General features: G+C 58.9%; 15 protein-coding genes and 1 pseudogene. 12 read left to right on the plus strand and 4 right to left on the minus strand.

Features of this window, described 5'->3' with window-relative positions; all coding sequences use genetic code 11:
• Positions 1-96: 96 nt before the first annotated feature.
• The 4 genes from MMG91_RS13090 to MMG91_RS13105 all read left to right on the plus strand — a co-directional run bounded on the left by MMG91_RS13090 (position 97) and on the right by MMG91_RS13105 (position 4,352).
• Entirely contained in the window at positions 97-810 is a 714-nt protein-coding gene (locus tag MMG91_RS13090; protein WP_310659833.1) for a GntR family transcriptional regulator, read from the plus strand.
• The gene (locus MMG91_RS13095) at positions 807-1,805 is read left to right on the plus strand and encodes an ADP-ribosylglycohydrolase family protein (RefSeq protein WP_310659834.1); all 999 of its coding nucleotides are present in this window, start codon (positions 807-809) and stop codon (positions 1,803-1,805) included. The genes MMG91_RS13090 and MMG91_RS13095 overlap by 4 nt, the downstream gene beginning before the upstream one ends.
• A 158-nt stretch (positions 1,806-1,963) precedes the next feature.
• A complete protein-coding gene (locus MMG91_RS13100) occupies positions 1,964-3,430 on the plus strand; it encodes a cytosine permease (RefSeq protein WP_310659835.1) in 1,467 nt (488 codons plus the stop codon).
• The gene (locus MMG91_RS13105) at positions 3,423-4,352 is read left to right on the plus strand and encodes a PfkB family carbohydrate kinase (protein WP_310659836.1); all 930 of its coding nucleotides are present in this window, start codon (positions 3,423-3,425) and stop codon (positions 4,350-4,352) included. Before MMG91_RS13100 ends, MMG91_RS13105 begins: the two co-directional genes overlap by 8 nt.
• Before the next feature lie 41 nt (positions 4,353-4,393).
• On the opposite strand, the gene MMG91_RS13110 is transcribed toward MMG91_RS13105, so the two are convergent.
• From MMG91_RS13110 to MMG91_RS13125, 4 genes are all read right to left on the minus strand, one after another.
• Positions 4,394-4,774: a Rho termination factor N-terminal domain-containing protein gene (locus tag MMG91_RS13110; RefSeq protein ID WP_038982111.1), complete on the minus strand. Its 381-nt coding sequence runs from the start codon at positions 4,772-4,774 to the stop codon at positions 4,394-4,396.
• Positions 4,775-4,870: 96 nt separating this feature from the next.
• A complete protein-coding gene (locus MMG91_RS13115; RefSeq protein WP_030131987.1) occupies positions 4,871-5,125 on the minus strand; it encodes a hypothetical protein in 255 nt (84 codons plus the stop codon).
• A gap of 54 nt (positions 5,126-5,179) precedes the next feature.
• Positions 5,180-5,482 carry a hypothetical protein gene (locus MMG91_RS13120; RefSeq protein ID WP_310659837.1) on the minus strand — a complete coding sequence of 101 codons (303 nt, stop codon included), beginning with the start codon at positions 5,480-5,482 and terminating at the stop codon, positions 5,180-5,182.
• 96 nt (positions 5,483-5,578) lie between these two features.
• Positions 5,579-6,232 (minus strand): HD domain-containing protein, encoded by a 654-nt coding sequence (locus MMG91_RS13125; RefSeq protein ID WP_310659838.1) that lies wholly within the window; start codon positions 6,230-6,232, stop codon positions 5,579-5,581.
• A 229-nt stretch (positions 6,233-6,461) separates the two neighbouring features.
• On the opposite strand from MMG91_RS13125, the gene MMG91_RS13130 reads away from it, so the two are divergent.
• The 8 genes and pseudogenes from MMG91_RS13130 to dgoD all read left to right on the plus strand — a co-directional run bounded on the left by MMG91_RS13130 (position 6,462) and on the right by dgoD (position 12,660).
• Positions 6,462-6,944 carry a GNAT family N-acetyltransferase gene (locus MMG91_RS13130; RefSeq protein ID WP_018926195.1) on the plus strand — a complete coding sequence of 161 codons (483 nt, stop codon included), beginning with the start codon at positions 6,462-6,464 and terminating at the stop codon, positions 6,942-6,944.
• Between the two features lie 155 nt (positions 6,945-7,099).
• Positions 7,100-7,759, plus strand: a complete 660-nt coding sequence (locus MMG91_RS13135) for a hypothetical protein (protein ID WP_310659839.1) — start codon at positions 7,100-7,102, stop codon at positions 7,757-7,759.
• Positions 7,760-7,763: 4 nt separating this feature from the next.
• Positions 7,764-8,249, plus strand: a pseudogene (locus MMG91_RS13140) (PAAR domain-containing protein); the annotation flags it as partial.
• Positions 8,250-8,255: 6 nt separating this feature from the next.
• Complete coding sequence (locus MMG91_RS13145; protein WP_310659840.1) at positions 8,256-8,987, plus strand: alpha/beta hydrolase; 732 nt, start codon at positions 8,256-8,258, stop codon at positions 8,985-8,987.
• A gap of 7 nt (positions 8,988-8,994) precedes the next feature.
• A complete protein-coding gene (locus MMG91_RS13150; RefSeq protein ID WP_310659841.1) occupies positions 8,995-9,492 on the plus strand; it encodes a hypothetical protein in 498 nt (165 codons plus the stop codon).
• Between the two features lie 339 nt (positions 9,493-9,831).
• Entirely contained in the window at positions 9,832-10,824 is a 993-nt protein-coding gene (locus tag MMG91_RS13155; protein ID WP_310659842.1) for a 2-dehydro-3-deoxygalactonokinase, read from the plus strand.
• A gap of 19 nt (positions 10,825-10,843) precedes the next feature.
• A complete protein-coding gene (locus MMG91_RS13160; protein WP_305446467.1) occupies positions 10,844-11,464 on the plus strand; it encodes a 2-dehydro-3-deoxy-6-phosphogalactonate aldolase in 621 nt (206 codons plus the stop codon).
• 47 nt (positions 11,465-11,511) lie between these two features.
• The gene (gene dgoD / locus MMG91_RS13165) at positions 11,512-12,660 is read left to right on the plus strand and encodes a galactonate dehydratase (RefSeq protein WP_007903915.1); all 1,149 of its coding nucleotides are present in this window, start codon (positions 11,512-11,514) and stop codon (positions 12,658-12,660) included.
• The last annotated feature ends 19 nt before the right edge of the window (positions 12,661-12,679 follow it).

Consider the following 12,679-nt stretch of genomic DNA (forward strand, 5'->3'; position numbering starts at 1 on the left):
GGGAACGATCATTTGGAGGATCCTTCACCCACTTTCACAAAATATCCCTTGCTCGCCCCAACCCCTTTCAGCTATGACGGTACACCCGAGGTGTACATGATTAGACCGCTACGAATTGACAAGAAACAACAGGCGCTCGACGAGCTCGTCCGGCGCATCGAAAACGGCCTCATGGAGGACGGCGTTCTATTGCCGGGCGAACATCGGTTGGCTCAAGAATTCAAGGTCAGCCGTGGCACGTTGCGTGAAGCCCTGGCCGAACTGAAACGGCGCCAGTACATCGCTTCGCAAAGCGGGGTGGGGTCCATCGTCACGTTCGACGGTGTGGTGCTCGATCAGCGCAGCGGCTGGGCCCAGGCGTTGGCCGACAATGGGGCGCTGATCAATACCGAAGTGCTGCGGCTGGAGGCGGTCACCCGTCCTGACCTGCTACCACGTTTCGGCACCGACCAGTTCATCACGCTCGACCGTCGCCGCCGTGGCACCGATGGCACGCTGGTGTCCCTTGAGCGTTCATTGATGCCCGCCACCGGAGGCCTGGAAGGCCTGCCGCGAGTCGGTCTGATCGATGACTCCCTGACCATCACGTTGGCCGCCTACGGCTATATCGGCGACCACGGGGATCAGTGGATCGGCGCCGAACCCTTGAATGCCGAAGACGCCGAATTGCTCGGGCGCCCGGAGGGTACGGTATTCCTCAAGGCCCTGCGCACCACTTACGACCGTCAGAACCGCTTCATGGAACAGGTCGAAAGCCTGCTCGATCCGGTGCATTTTCGTCTGCACCTGCAAATTGGAACTTCAAAATGACCGCGCTCGACCGTGCCCTCGGCGCGTTCTATGGACTGGCCCTGGGCGATGCGCTGGGCATGCCCACCCAATCCCTGAGCCGCGCCGAGATCAAGACGCGCTTCGGCGAAATTACCGATCTGCAAGACGCTGGCCCGGATCAACCAATCGCCGCAAACATGCCCAAAGGCTCGATCACTGACGATACCGAACAGGCGATCCTGGTCGGTCAGTTATTGATTCAAGGCGAGGGCTGGATCGAACCGGCGGTGCTGGCCCAGCGCTTGATCGAATGGGAAGCCGCGATGCAAACCAAGGGCTCGCAGGATTTGCTCGGCCCCTCGACCAAACGCGCGATCGAGATGATCCTCGCCGGCCGCTCGCTGGAAGAGGCAGGTCGCCACGGCACCACCAATGGCGCGGCGATGCGCATCACGCCGGTGGGGATTGCGGCCGACGTTGCCGATCCCGAACGTTTCATCCGCGCCGTGGTGCAAGCCTGTCAGGTGACCCACAACACCACGCTGGGAATTGCCAGTGCGGCGGCGGTGGCGGCGGTGGTTTCTGCCGGGATCAACGGCATGGACCTGGGCGAGGCATTGGACCTCGGCCAGCAGATCGCTCAGCAAGCCGAACATCATGGGCACTGGGTCGCTGGCGGACGTATCGCCTCGCGTATCAGTTGGGCGTGGAGCATCAGCGTCGACAGCGACAAGGCGTTGCTGGCGGACTTGTTGTACGACGTGATCGGCACGTCGGTGGCCTCGCAGGAGTCGGTGGTGGTGTCGTTTGCGCTGGCTCGGCAAGTGGCTATCGGGCAGATGACGGCTTTCGAAGCGTTGTGCATGGCTGCCAGCCTGGGCGGTGATACCGACACCATCGCGGCAATTCTCGGCGCCATGCTTGGGGCCTGTCTGGGGCTTGAGAGTTGGCCGGTGGCGATGATCGAGCAGGTTAAGGCGGTAAATGATTTGCAGCTGGAACCGTTGGTGCAGGGGCTGTTGGCCTTGCGTTGACTGTACTGAAGCCATCGCGGGCAAGCCCGCGATAGGCCCACCGCATATTTGAATTTTTCATCCGCAATGGAGCGCACTGATATGGCCAGGACCGCCGGAAAGTTATGTCGACTTCCGAATTGCCCGCAACCACAACAATGGCAACAGGAGCAGTTTTCATGAGTTCATCGAACACCGGGCAAAGTGCCGGGCAATTGGAAACCCGTGGTATCGAGCCGGTGCCGGAAGGGGAGTGCAATGGTCATCCGCAGCAACTGTTCTGGGTCTGGTTTGCGGCTAACATTTCCATTCTCGGCTTGCCGTTGGGCGCCACGCTGGTGGCCTTCCGCGGCCTGGCGATCTGGCAGGCGATCATCGTCGCCATCCTCGGTGCCGCCGGTTCGTTCGCAGTGGTCGGGATCATCTCCATCGCCGGTCGCCGTGGTCGCGCACCGAGCCTGACGTTGTCGCGAGCTATCTTCGGTGTGCGCGGCAATATCGGCCCGACCCTGGTCTCGCTGATGTCGCGTCTGGGTTGGGAAACCGTCAATACCACCACCGCCGCGTTCGTCTTGCTATCGCTGTGCTCAATCCTGTTCGGCTCGCCGGTGGAAGCCAAAAGCGCGCCGCTGCTGACCCTGGTGTTCATCGCGATTTTTGTGCTGCTGACGTTGTCGGTGTCCGGCCTCGGTCACGCCACGTTGCTGGTGATCCAGAGATGGGCGACCTATGTGTTCGGTGCGTTGAACATCCTGGTCGGCGGTTTCCTCTGCGCGACCATCGACTGGGGCGCCGTGTTCAATGCGACGCCTGCGCCACTGAGCGCAATGATCATCGGCATCGGCACCATGGCCGCCGGCACCGGGATCGGTTGGGCCAACGCCGGTGCCGACATGTCGCGCTACCAGCACCGCAGTGTCAAAGCCGTGCGTCTGGTGGCGTCGGCGGCGTTCGGTGCGGGGATTCCGCTGGTGCTGCTGATCACCCTCGGCGGCCTGCTGTCAGTGGGCAACCATGATCTGGCCTCGGCCACTGACCCGATCGTCGCGATCCGCGACATGCTGCCGACCTGGATGGCCGTGCCGTACCTGATTACCGCGTTCGGCGGGCTGCTGCTGTCGAACAACCTGTCGGTGTACTCCGCCGGTTTGACCACGCTGACCCTCGGCCTGAAGGTCAAGCGCGTGTATGCGGTGGTGCTAGATATCATTGCGATTTTCGCCGGTTCGATCTACTTCATGCTGATCGCCGAGAGCTTTTACGGCCCGTTCATCACCTTCATTTCCTTGCTGGCCGTGCCGATCACGGCGTGGGTCGGGATCTTCGTGGTCGACCTGATTCATCGGCATTACTACAGCCCCAAGGACCTGCTGGACGTCAGCCCGAGCAGCGCCTACTGGTATCGCGGCGGCGTCGAGTGGCGCGCCTTCGGTGCATGGGCGTTGGCGATTGTGCTGGGTTTCAGCTTCACCACCATTGGCACCACCGAGCAAGATGTCTGGTTCCGCGGCTTTTTGTCCGACTCCTGGCTGGGCCACAACGGCCTGGGCTGGATTGTGACGTTCCTGGTGGCCGGCGGCATTTACTGGGTACTCGGCGGTGCCAAGGATCGCCGCACTGCGTTGATCGAGCCGGCTCATGCCTAAAATGCTACACACCGGCCAGGTCATGATCGACCTGGTCATGGCCGTGGATAAATTGCCTCAATCGGGCGGTGACGTGTTGGCGCAATCCGCCCGTTTCGAGGCTGGCGGTGGCTTCAATGTGATGGCCGCGGCCCGGCGAAACGGCTTGCCGGTGGTCTACCTCGGCGGCCACGGCAAGGGCCGTTTCGGCGACATGGCCCGAGAGGCGATGACGGCTGAAGGCATTCGGATCGGCATCGATCAGAGCACCGAGCGCGACACCGGGCTGTGCGTCGCGCTGACCGAAGCCTCGGCCGAGCGCACGTTCATTTCCTGCATCGGTGCCGAAGGCGAATTGACCGCCGAAGACCTGGCGAGTGTGCCGGCCGAGGCGGGCGATTTTGTCTATGTCAGCGGCTATAGCCTGCTGCATGGCGGCAAGGCTCAGGCGCTGGTGGATTGGGTGCTGGATTTGCCGGACGGGGTCAAGGTGGTGTTCGATCCGGGGCCGTTGGTGGCTTCGCCAGACGCGCCACTGATGAAGGCCTTGTTACCGCGCATCGATCTGTGGACCAGCAACCGTGTCGAGGCGCTGCGGTTTACCGGGGCGACGGACATCGGCGAGGCATTGCATCGATTGGCGGATCATCTGTCCTCCGAGGTGTTGACGGTGGTTCGCGATGGGCCACAAGGGTGCTGGATCAGCCAGCGTGGCGATCACCAACATGTGCCGGGATTCAAGGTCGAGGCGGTGGACAGCAATGGCGCAGGGGATGCTCACGCGGGCGTTTTTGTCGCCGGGTTGGCGCACGGATTATCGGCGGCCGAAGCGGCGCGGCGGGCGAATGCGGCGGCGGCATTGGCGGTCACTCGCTGGGGGCCGGCGACTTCGCCGGGGGCGGTGGAGGTGGATGCGTTGATCCGCGAGACTTTCGGCGCTTGATCCACCGCTTTCGCGAGCAAGCTCACCTCAAATCCGGACCCTTACCCGGCCTTGCGCAACGCCTCGATCAACTCCTGCTTGCGCATGCTCGAGCGCCCTGGAATCTTCTTCGCCCGGGCTTCTTTCATCAGGCTGTCCACCGTTTGCGTATCGCGCGAAGCCTTGCTGTTGCGCGGCTTGCCTTCACGGGTGGCCACTGCACGTCGGGATGATTCCTTGCGATCTGCAGACTTGGCGCTGGCCGGTTTCTTGCGCCCGGAGCCGCCAGCGCGTTCACCGCCACCGGACTGCTTGTTCACCGTGGCCCAGGCGCGAGCTTCGGCTTCATCTTTCGACACGCCTTTGTGTTCGTAGCTTTCTTCGATGTGTTCGGCCTTGCGTTTTTGCTCGGCGGTGTATTTGTCTTTGCTTCCACGAGGCATGGAATTTCTCCTGGTTGTAGGGGCTGGCGAAGCCTGCGATCTTTGCTCTTCAAACACTCACAGGCAAAGATCGCAACCTGTTGCAGCGCCTATCGGTTAAATATCCAGCTTGCGCGCCGCTTCAACCCCTGCGGCGCTGAGTTTGATTGGCAGGTTCAGCGAGTGCTCGCCGGCTTCGTTGCAGGTCACATGACCGTGCTGGATCAATCCGCGCTCCTGCAGAGTGGCGAGGGTGCTGGCCACGACTTTCTCCCCCCGGTAATTGTCCAGAACCTCCTTGCCCAAGCCACTTGGGTGGGCGTGCAGCAGGCGGGTCAGGACTTCTTTTTCCAGGTTTTTATCGACGTTCATGGTTACCTCTTCGTTAGTATCGACAGGTATTGCATGTCTCTCGCATCGGCGAACTTATGGGCTAGTACTACGGCCTTCGGAGCCCGAGCCACCGGTGGTGGTTTTCGAGCCGACGCCGGTTCCGGCGTTGTCGGGTGTCTGGGTCATGCCGCCCTGACGGCTCGCGTCGTCGTGATAAACCCGTGGGTCTGTGGCCGTCGGAGAAGGCGACCGGCCGCTGTCGATGCCGTGGGTGGCCGCAGATTTGGGCCTTTCGACTGGATCGGTCGGGTCGGTCCCGGAAGAGGTGGTCGCGGCGAACGCGACAGAGGCGAGCAATGTGGTGAGAGCGAGGGCGGTCAGTCGGGATGTGATCATGGTGTGGTCTCCGTTGATTAGAGTCCTTACCCGATATTGGTCCTTCCTGACCTGAATTGGTGCCTGATGAACGACGAGTGGTGTCGTCCTGGCTGATTATTCGACACCGATTTCTTCCTTGAACAGCTCCATGAAACCCTTCAGGCGTTCGTGGCGAATCTGTGCCAGACGTTGACCGGTGGTCGTTTGGAAACCGTCCGCCAAGTGCAGCAACTTGGTATGGAAATGATCGAGGCAAAAGCGCTTGTCGTCGTAGTCCCGTTCTTTGGCCTCTGGGTCCAAAGGGTCATACAACGCACTGCCCATGCGCCCGGCAATGTAGAAAGTACGCGCCACACCGAGCATGCCAAGGGAATCGAGGCGGTCGGCGTCCTGGATGATTTTCGCTTCGAGGGTGATGGGCGTGATGTTGGCGCTGAAGCTATGGGCTTCGATGGCGTGGACGACCGCAGTGGTTTTTGCGCCAGGCCAATCCATGGCTATCAGAACTGTCGACGCTTTCTGTGCCGCCAGCCGTGAGGCCTGTGAGCGCAGCGGCGAGTTTTTCTCCACCGCCACGCAATCGTGCAACAGCACGGCTGCCAGCAGCACCTCAAGATCGCCGCCTTCTTCGGCATGAAGCGTGCGCACGTTGTGCCACACCCGCTGCAAGTGCGACAGGTCATGGGCGCCATCCTCGCCAGGTTCCAGTGCATGAGGCAGCAGTTCACAAGCCAGAGTGTGCAGCGGCGCGAAAGTGGCGTTGGTCATAAAAGTCCTTTTGTGGGAAACGCTTTGGCGAAGGAGTTTGGCTTAATGCCTGTAGCAGCTGCCGAACGCAGCCTCGCAGGCTCGGCAGCTGCTACAAGGAGTGCGTCGCAGCTGAAATCTTCTTAACTCATCGACATTAGCTACAAAGGCCCCTCACCACCATTTCTCATGTGACGAGCGCCGCGCGCGGACTTAGTATGGCGTTTTCAACTTTTCACAAGGCACGTTCATGACGATCGAAATCCGCCCGGCAACCCCCAGCGATGCTCCGCAAATCCTCGCGTTCATCACTGAACTGGCCGACTTCGAACGTGCCCGCCACGAAGTCATCGCCAGCGTCGCCGACATCGAGCGCAGCCTGTTCAGCGAAGGCGCCACCGCCCATGGCCTGATCTGCCTGCGCGATGGCCTGCCGATCGGCTTCGCGGTGTTCTTTTTCAGCTATTCCACCTGGTTGGGCAGCAATTGCCTGTACCTCGAAGACCTCTACATCACGCCCGAACAACGGGGCGGCGGCGCCGGTAAAACCTTGCTGCGCCACCTGGCGAAAATCGCCTGCGCCAATGACTGCGGCCGTTTCGAATGGAGCGTGCTGGACTGGAACAAGCCGGCGATCGAATTCTACAAATCCCTTGGCGCACAGCCACAGGAAGAGTGGGTGCGGTATCGGATGGATGGGGCGGTGTTGAGGGATTTTGCCGAGGGCGGCTGATCGATTGATGGCGATCTGATACGCATCGGTTGTCTACACCGCTCTAGTCCGGCATTCTGTGCGCCTTTTGCGCGCTCACGGACGACACTTGCAATGCCCTTGGCACTCTTCCTCCACGCCCGTGGAGCCTTTGCTACGTCAATGAGTGACTGGCGATGAGCGGACTTCGGGCGACGATGCGTTTGTATGGCCTGGTGAAAAACCTTGGCTCCACGGACGACCGCCATCGCCAGCCGGTGGACATCCTTTGCACTCTCAACCGCACGGGCGGTAAGGCGATCCGGGCGTTCGTCTCGCGTCTGGATGCCGAGTTGATGATGCGTAGTCGCGGTCTTGAGGAGTACCGCGTTGTTCCGCTTCGCACGTTCGATCCAAATCAGTTGATCCAGGATCATCAGGGCTGGCTGACGCTACACGTCTGCTGTGGCTTCGTTGTCCTGGCGGATCAATCGTTATTGAATAATGGCACATTGTTACCCATGGGCTGGTACGTCTATTCCGACATCGGTCAATGGACCGCAGAGCATTACATCGACTTCGGCCCGCAGATGACCAGCCTGCTGCAAACATCCTATGACCGGATCGGCTTGCGCGACTACAACGCCTGGCTCAACGACTTCGACAGCGTCTCGGATGCGGATCTGGAATGGCAAGTCGCCGAGGCCTGGCAAACCCTTCACAACGTTTCATCTTCCAGCCATGACGATTGTCACGCGCTATTCGACCCGGTCGATAACCGCTGGCGCTTCGCCGCGGCCGAAATTGATGTCTATCAGCCTCACCCTGAATCTCAGAAGCAAGGAGCTTTGACTTGAGTGGAAACCCGCTGCGCGCGTCACCGACCCGACCGCGTGCCCGTTGCCGGGCCATGGCACCAACCCGATCGTGTCCGGTTCCCCGGATGTGTTCTTCGACGGCCTCGCCGCTGCACGCATGACCGATAAATCCGCCTGCGGCAGCCCGATCACCGGCGCCGTCTCCAGCACGGTATTTATCAATGGCCTCAACGCTGCAACGCTCGATAGTACTGGTGGTCACGGCAACGTGGTGGTTGGTGGCTCCGGAACTGTGATTATTGGGCAAAGTGGAGGAGGCGCTGCATTTAGTGGATTGCTGCCGATGCCGGTGCACTTCACGGACAGGTTGCAAGTGGTCAATGAGGCAACTGGAGAGCCGGTTCCCTATCACCCCTACACCATTCAGCGTGGGGACGGCAGCGAAGAGCATGGCATCACGGATGCGTCCGGGTTTACCCATACCGTCAGTTCGCATTTGGCTGAAACCATTAAATTGTTTGTGGAGTGACCAAGGATGGCCGGTGAAAACGCGACGGTAGAAACACCCTTGGCAAAAAGAGAGGTCAAAACTCATACGCTTACGTGCAAGACAGATCAGTCTGTCAAGCAGGTTTCTGTTGGCTTGCGAGATTTGGTTATATTTTTTATAGGTGGCGCGGGGGATCAAGAAAGCTATTATCTTACTGGTCCGAATAATAACATTGGTTATGTTCGTGATATAGCTATTGCAGATGCAAAAAAGTTGAATATATTTAATCGCTGTCCTTCGTGGGCTCTCAGCTATAATGCATTTATTAGTGATGAAGACTTAGAAAAGAATGTAATCAGTCGAATACCCAATTGCTCCACAGCGGTTTACATTGTGGGCCATAGTCTCGGTGGATGGAATGGTGCTCATTTATCTAGTGTTTTGACCGATAGGGGGTTTAAAGTAAAGATGTTGATGACTTTAGATCCTGTCGGTGAGGGTAAAGTTGTTTACGGTATATCAAACATTTACAGGCGAGAGCCAAAGCCGAAAGCCGAATACCGGGTGAATATTCGAGCAGTTGCTGTCAACTGGAATTTTTCGGATCTGGTGGCAGACTTTGGTGAGCAATGGGAAGTCACGCAAGGTCCGAATGTCATGGGCAGGGTCGATATCAACCATGCGGATGCCAACCTGATGTTTATGCAAGTATTGCCAACCGGAAAGTCGGCTCGTCAGATATTCAATGAGTCTATTTTAAGCTATTTCAGGGAGTGATATCTGTATGCGTAAGCTCTGTCTTTTTTTTGTAATTTTAATGTGCTCGGCCTGTTCTTTAAATCATGGAAAACCTATCGCTACGCTCCATTATTCAAAAGTTGAACAGCTTCGAGAAACAGGTATCTATCAAGTTTATTTTACGTCTGATGTGGCGATTCTCGGATTGTTCAAGTCACGAATTGGTGAAGGGCTTGTATGTTCGTTGGAAGATGACATGGATTTCTCTCAAGCGCATCACATTAGACGTTCCGGTTTTGGCTTTGTAGAAAGGGTTGTGGACAGTCCACAAGAAATCTATAAGGCTGACGTTATTTTCAGTGAGTCTGAAAGTGGTAAGGGAGGGGAGAAGTATTTGCAGGGTGAAGCATTAGTCCCGTTGTTGAGAGGGCGTGATTATATTTCTTGTGTGTTTAGAGTTCATACCACCACATACAAGACGTATTTCTCAAACCTCATGTATGTACCAGTCGGAGAGTTGTTGAAGGCTGCCACTAAAAAGTAAAAGTAGAAAACTCCCTGCCAATAAGGCTCGCTGTTTTAAAAGGGCAAGCGGCCTTATCACTCCGTTGCTTCCCAGTTACCGCTCATCAGACTCTTGAAAATCCCGGTCTTCCCTTCATCGAAGGCCGATTTCCAGTACGTATACCCCTGACTGAAATCAGCAATCTCGGCGGTCTAACTCACGCGGTGGGTGAGGCCGAGTTGCAGAGCTTTGGCGAAGAAAATCTAGCTATATTTGTAAATCCCATAATGTGGGAGTGATATTTATATATTGAGATTTCTCTGCATCCAGGTCTATAGTCCAGCTCACTCACTGCCAAAAAACAAAACAGGTGAAGCGATGCTGGCGCAATTGATCGCGCTCGATTGGGGGACAACCTCATTACGTGCTTACAAACTCGGCTTCGGTGGCCAGGTGCTGGAACAGCGCTCGCTGTCGTCCGGGATCATGCAGCTGCCCAAGACGCCGCGAATCATCGCCGGCCAGGAATGTGCCGACGGTTTTGAATTGGCCTTCGATGAGGCGTGCGGTGACTGGCTCGACGCGCAGCCCGATTTGCCGGTGATTGCTTGCGGCATGGTCGGCAGTGCTCAGGGCTGGCGCGAAGCGGCCTACTGCGACACGCCGGCGAACGTCGCCAATCTCGGAACTTCCCTACAAACCGTTCGTAGTCTTCGCGGTGTCGATGTGCACATCGTGCCGGGCGTGATTCAGCGTTCGCGTTTGCCGAACGTGATGCGCGGCGAGGAAACCCAAGTCCTCGGCGTGTTGCAGAGTCTGCCGAGCGGGGCGGGCAACGATCTGTTGATCGGCCTGCCGGGCAGCCATTCGAAATGGGTGCAAGTGGCCGACCGCTGCATCGTGCATTTCGATACCTTCATGACCGGCGAAGTCTTCGCCGTGCTCAGCGAACACAGCATTCTCGGGCGCACACAGCAGCGCGGCGGGTCTTTTGATGGCGAGGCGTTTGACCGTGGCGTGCAAGTGGCGCTGTCGGCGGATGGCGAGATCGGACCGCTGTCGACGCTGTTCAGTGCCCGCAGCCTGGGGCTGACCGGCGAACTCAGCGCCACCGCTCAGCCGGACTATCTGTCCGGCCTGTTGATCGGCCATGAACTGTCGGCCCTGGCCAATGTTCAGCGGCGTCGGCGCAACAGCGTGCACCTGCCCTCGATCGTCCTCATCGGCAACGCTCAACTCTGCGCTCGCTACAGCCGGGCGCTCGACGCCTGCGGTTTTACCCGGGTGACCCTGGCCGAGCAGGCCACCGAACGCGGCTTGTGGCAGTTGGCGGTCGCCGCCGGACTGATCACTGCAAACCCATCCCGTTAAACCTGACTGGAGGTCTGACATGCTCAAGCAAGCACTGGCACAAAACGGTCTGATCGCGATTCTGCGTGGCCTGCGTCCGCAAGAGGCGGCAGCCGTCGGCGAAGTCCTGTATTCAGCCGGATTTCGCGTCATCGAGGTGCCACTTAATTCCCCCGAGCCGTACGAAAGTATCCGCATCCTGCGCAGTACGTTACCCGCCGATTGCCTGATCGGTGCGGGCACGGTGTTGACGCCGGAACAGGTCGAGCAGGTGAAAGCGGCGGGCGGCCAGGTGATCGTCATGCCCCACAGCGATGCCAAAGTGTTGCGCGCGGCGAAGGCGGCGGGGCTGTTGCTGTCGCCGGGCGTGGCAACGCCGACCGAAGCCTTTGCTGCATTGGCCGAAGGGGCGGATGTGCTGAAGATGTTCCCGGCCGAACAGATGGGCCCCGCCGTTGTGAAAGCCTGGCTGGCGGTGTTGCCGGCAGGGACGGTGCTGGTGCCGGTGGGTGGGATTACGCCGGACAACATGCAGGTGTTTGTCGAGGCCGGCGTCAAAGGTTTCGGCCTCGGTTCCGGGTTGTTCAAGCCGGGCATGACACCTGAGCAAGTGGCAGTAAACGCCAAGGCGTACGTCGCTGCATGGAATGCATTGCGTTAAGACTTTTTGGCGCTGTGAGCGCTGCATCTACAAGAGAGACAATAGAGATGAAAATCACCAAACTCACTACCTTCATCGTTCCGCCGCGCTGGTGCTTCCTCAAGGTCGAAACCGACGAGGGCGTGACCGGTTGGGGAGAGCCCGTGGTCGAAGGCCGCGCGCACACCGTCGCTGCTGCGGTTGAGGAATTGTCCGACTACCTGATCGGCAAAGACCCACGCAATATCGAAGACATCTGGACCGTGCTCTACCGTGGCGGCTTCTACCGTGGCGGCGCGATCCACATGAGCGCCCTGGCCGGCATCGATCAGGCGTTGTGGGACATCAAGGGCAAGGCGCTGGGTGTGTCGGTCAGCGATCTGCTGGGTGGTCAGGTGCGGGACAAGATTCGCGTTTATTCGTGGATCGGTGGTGATCGCCCGGCGGACACCGCTCGCGCCGCGAAAGAAGCGGTCAGCCGTGGTTTCACCGCGGTGAAAATGAACGGCACCGAAGAACTGCAATTCCTTGATTCCTTCGAGAAGGTCGACTTGGCCTTGGCCAACGTCGCCGCCGTACGCGATGCGGTCGGCCCGAATGTCGGCATCGGTGTGGACTTCCATGGTCGGGTGCACAAGCCCATGGCCAAGGTGCTGATGAAGGAACTCGACCCGTACAAACTGATGTTCATCGAAGAGCCGGTGCTCAGCGAAAATTACGAAGCGCTGAAAGAACTGGCGCCGCTCACCAGCACGCCGATTGCACTCGGCGAGCGGTTGTTCTCGCGTTGGGACTTTAAGCGGGTGCTCAGCGAAGGCTACGTCGACATCATCCAGCCGGATGCCTCCCACGCGGGCGGCATCACCGAAACCCGCAAGATCGCCAACATGGCCGAAGCCTACGACGTGGCATTGGCGCTGCATTGCCCGTTGGGCCCGATTGCCCTGGCCGCGTGCCTGCAACTGGACGCTGTTTGCTACAACGCGTTCATCCAGGAACAGAGCCTGGGCATCCATTACAACGAGAGCAATGACCTGCTCGATTATGTGAAAGATCCGCGGGTGTTCGACTACGACAAGGGCTTCGTGAAAATCCCCAACGGCCCGGGCCTGGGCATCGAGATCAACGAGGAATACGTGATCGAACGCGCCGCTGTCGGCCATCGCTGGCGCAACCCGATCTGGCGCCATGCCGATGGCAGCTTTGCCGAGTGGTGATACTCACGCGGTGATCGTT

Origin of the sequence: Pseudomonas sp. JL3 (assembly GCF_031570575.1) — a bacterium.
GTDB lineage: Bacteria > Pseudomonadota > Gammaproteobacteria > Pseudomonadales > Pseudomonadaceae > Aquipseudomonas > Aquipseudomonas cucumis.

What these genes read in the sequence shown, in the direction of transcription:
- MMG91_RS13090 (WP_310659833.1), top strand. Translation starts at nt 97, where the DNA reads ATGATTAGACCGCTACGAATTGACAAGAAACAACAGGCGCTCGACGAG.
- MMG91_RS13095 (WP_310659834.1), top strand. Translation starts at nt 807, where the DNA reads ATGACCGCGCTCGACCGTGCCCTCGGCGCGTTCTATGGACTGGCCCTG.
- MMG91_RS13100 (WP_310659835.1), top strand. Translation starts at nt 1,964, where the DNA reads ATGAGTTCATCGAACACCGGGCAAAGTGCCGGGCAATTGGAAACCCGT.
- MMG91_RS13105 (WP_310659836.1), top strand. Translation starts at nt 3,423, where the DNA reads ATGCCTAAAATGCTACACACCGGCCAGGTCATGATCGACCTGGTCATG.
- MMG91_RS13110 (WP_038982111.1), bottom strand. Translation starts at nt 4,774, where the DNA reads ATGCCTCGTGGAAGCAAAGACAAATACACCGCCGAGCAAAAACGCAAG.
- MMG91_RS13115 (WP_030131987.1), bottom strand. Translation starts at nt 5,125, where the DNA reads ATGAACGTCGATAAAAACCTGGAAAAAGAAGTCCTGACCCGCCTGCTG.
- MMG91_RS13120 (WP_310659837.1), bottom strand. Translation starts at nt 5,482, where the DNA reads ATGATCACATCCCGACTGACCGCCCTCGCTCTCACCACATTGCTCGCC.
- MMG91_RS13125 (WP_310659838.1), bottom strand. Translation starts at nt 6,232, where the DNA reads ATGACCAACGCCACTTTCGCGCCGCTGCACACTCTGGCTTGTGAACTG.
- MMG91_RS13130 (WP_018926195.1), top strand. Translation starts at nt 6,462, where the DNA reads ATGACGATCGAAATCCGCCCGGCAACCCCCAGCGATGCTCCGCAAATC.
- MMG91_RS13135 (WP_310659839.1), top strand. Translation starts at nt 7,100, where the DNA reads ATGAGCGGACTTCGGGCGACGATGCGTTTGTATGGCCTGGTGAAAAAC.
- MMG91_RS13145 (WP_310659840.1), top strand. Translation starts at nt 8,256, where the DNA reads ATGGCCGGTGAAAACGCGACGGTAGAAACACCCTTGGCAAAAAGAGAG.
- MMG91_RS13150 (WP_310659841.1), top strand. Translation starts at nt 8,995, where the DNA reads ATGCGTAAGCTCTGTCTTTTTTTTGTAATTTTAATGTGCTCGGCCTGT.
- MMG91_RS13155 (WP_310659842.1), top strand. Translation starts at nt 9,832, where the DNA reads ATGCTGGCGCAATTGATCGCGCTCGATTGGGGGACAACCTCATTACGT.
- MMG91_RS13160 (WP_305446467.1), top strand. Translation starts at nt 10,844, where the DNA reads ATGCTCAAGCAAGCACTGGCACAAAACGGTCTGATCGCGATTCTGCGT.
- dgoD (WP_007903915.1), top strand. Translation starts at nt 11,512, where the DNA reads ATGAAAATCACCAAACTCACTACCTTCATCGTTCCGCCGCGCTGGTGC.